Origin of the sequence: Ornithinibacillus proteolyticus (genome assembly GCF_039581225.1) — a bacterium.
Classification (GTDB): Bacteria; Bacillota; Bacilli; order Bacillales; family Amphibacillaceae; genus Ornithinibacillus; species Ornithinibacillus massiliensis.
Genome location: NZ_JBCPXV010000090.1, coordinates 1 through 2,500 on the forward strand (window position 1 = coordinate 1; position 2,500 = coordinate 2,500).

Sequence of the window (2,500 nt, forward strand, 5' to 3'; positions counted from 1 at the left end):
TTTTTTGGAGAGTTTGATCTTGGCTCAGGACGAACGCTGGCGGCGTGCCTAATACATGCAAGTCGAGCGAGTGAAATTAACTGATCCCTTCGGGGTGACGTTAATGGATCTAGCGGCGGACGGGTGAGTAACACGTGGGCAACCTGCCTGTAAGACTGGGATAACTCGCGGAAACGTGAGCTAATACCGGATAACACTTCGAACCACATGGTTTGAAGATGAAAGGCGGCGCAAGCTGTCACTTACAGATGGGCCCGCGGCGCATTAGCTAGTTGGTGAGGTAACGGCTCACCAAGGCGACGATGCGTAGCCGACCTGAGAGGGTGATCGGCCACACTGGGACTGAGACACGGCCCAGACTCCTACGGGAGGCAGCAGTAGGGAATCTTCCGCAATGGACGAAAGTCTGACGGAGCAACGCCGCGTGAGTGATGAAGGTTTTCGGATTGTAAAACTCTGTTGTTAGGGAAGAACAAGTACAATAGTAACTGATTGTACCTTGACGGTACCTAACCAGAAAGCCCCGGCTAACTACGTGCCAGCAGCCGCGGTAATACGTAGGGGGCAAGCGTTGTCCGGAATTATTGGGCGTAAAGCGCGCGCAGGCGGTCCTTTAAGTCTGATGTGAAAGCCCACGGCTTAACCGTGGAGGGTCATTGGAAACTGGAGGACTTGAGTGCAGAAGAGGAGAGTGGAATTCCACGTGTAGCGGTGAAATGCGTAGAGATGTGGAGGAACACCAGTGGCGAAGGCGACTCTCTGGTCTGTAACTGACGCTGAGGCGCGAAAGCGTGGGGAGCGAACAGGATTAGATACCCTGGTAGTCCACGCCGTAAACGATGAGTGCTAGGTGTTAGGGGGTTTCCGCCCCTTAGTGCTGAAGTTAACGCATTAAGCACTCCGCCTGGGGAGTACGGCCGCAAGGCTGAAACTCAAAAGAATTGACGGGGGCCCGCACAAGCGGTGGAGCATGTGGTTTAATTCGAAGCAACGCGAAGAACCTTACCAGGTCTTGACATCCTCTGACCACCCTAGAGATAGGGCTTTCCCTTCGGGGACAGAGTGACAGGTGGTGCATGGTTGTCGTCAGCTCGTGTCGTGAGATGTTGGGTTAAGTCCCGCAACGAGCGCAACCCTTATTCTTAGTTGCCAGCATTTAGTTGGGCACTCTAAGGAGACTGCCGGTGACAAACCGGAGGAAGGTGGGGATGACGTCAAATCATCATGCCCCTTATGACCTGGGCTACACACGTGCTACAATGGATGGTACAAAGGGCAGCAAAACCGCGAGGTCGAGCAAATCCCATAAAACCATTCTCAGTTCGGATTGCAGGCTGCAACTCGCCTGCATGAAGCCGGAATCGCTAGTAATCGCGGATCAGCATGCCGCGGTGAATACGTTCCCGGGCCTTGTACACACCGCCCGTCACACCACGAGAGTTGGTAACACCCGAAGTCGGTGAGGTAACCTTTTGGAGCCAGCCGCCTAAGGTGGGACCAATGATTGGGGTGAAGTCGTAACAAGGTAGCCGTATCGGAAGGTGCGGCTGGATCACCTCCTTTCTAAGGAATAATTAAGGAAACCGACTAAGTTCGCCACGTCCTGTGGCAACGTCGGCATGACCTGCATCCTGCAGGCCTAAACATACTGTGTTGTTTGGTTCAGTTTTGAGGGAGTAAATTCCTCGAAATGTACCTTGAAAACTAAATAAGAGTAACAACGACATCAAACTTTAAAGCAAGGCTATTAATATAGTGAAACGCTTATTCATAATTAGTTAAGTGAATAAGGGCGCACGGTGGATGCCTTGGCACTAGGAGCCGATGAAGGACGGGACTAACACCGATATGCCTCGGGGAGTCGTAAGTAGACTTCGATCCGAGGATTTCCGAATGGGGGAACCCACTGTTCGTAATGGAACAGTATCCATATCTGAATACATAGGGTATGGAAGGCAGACCCGGGGAACTGAAACATCTCATTACCCGGAGGAAGAGAAAGCAAATGCGATTTCCTGAGTAGCGGCGAGCGAAACGGAAACAGCCCAAACCAAAAAGCTTGCTTTTTGGGGTTGTAGGACACTCCATGTCAGGAGTTACAAAGGAATTCCTTAGATGAAGATACCTGGAAAGGTAAGCCGCAGAAGGTAACAGCCCTGTAATCGAAAAGGAATTCTCTCCGGAGTGTATCCTGAGTACGGCGGAACACGTGAAATTCCGTCGGAATCCGGGAGGACCATCTCCCAAGGCTAAATACTACCTAGTGACCGATAGTGAACCAGTACCGTGAGGGAAAGGTGAAAAGCACCCCGGAAGGGGAGTGAAATAGAACCTGAAACCGTGTGCCTACAAGTAGTCGGAGCACGTTAATGTGTGACGGCGTACCTTTTGTAGAATGGACCGGCGAGTTACGATTGTATGCGAGGTTAAGTGGAAGACACGGAGCCGTAGCGAAAGCGAGTCTGAATAGGGCGAATTAGTATGCGGTCGTAGACCCGAA

2 rRNA genes (1 of these 2 cut by a window edge) are annotated in these 2,500 nt (G+C 51.8%); both read left to right on the forward strand.

Annotated features, from left to right (window positions below):
* The first annotated feature begins 1 nt into the window (after position 1).
* Positions 2-1,563 (forward strand): 16S ribosomal RNA (locus tag AAIB49_RS19440).
* A 213-nt stretch (positions 1,564-1,776) separates the two neighbouring features.
* Positions 1,777-2,500 (forward strand): 23S ribosomal RNA (locus AAIB49_RS19445) (its annotated part continues 2,143 nt past the right edge of the window); the annotation flags it as partial.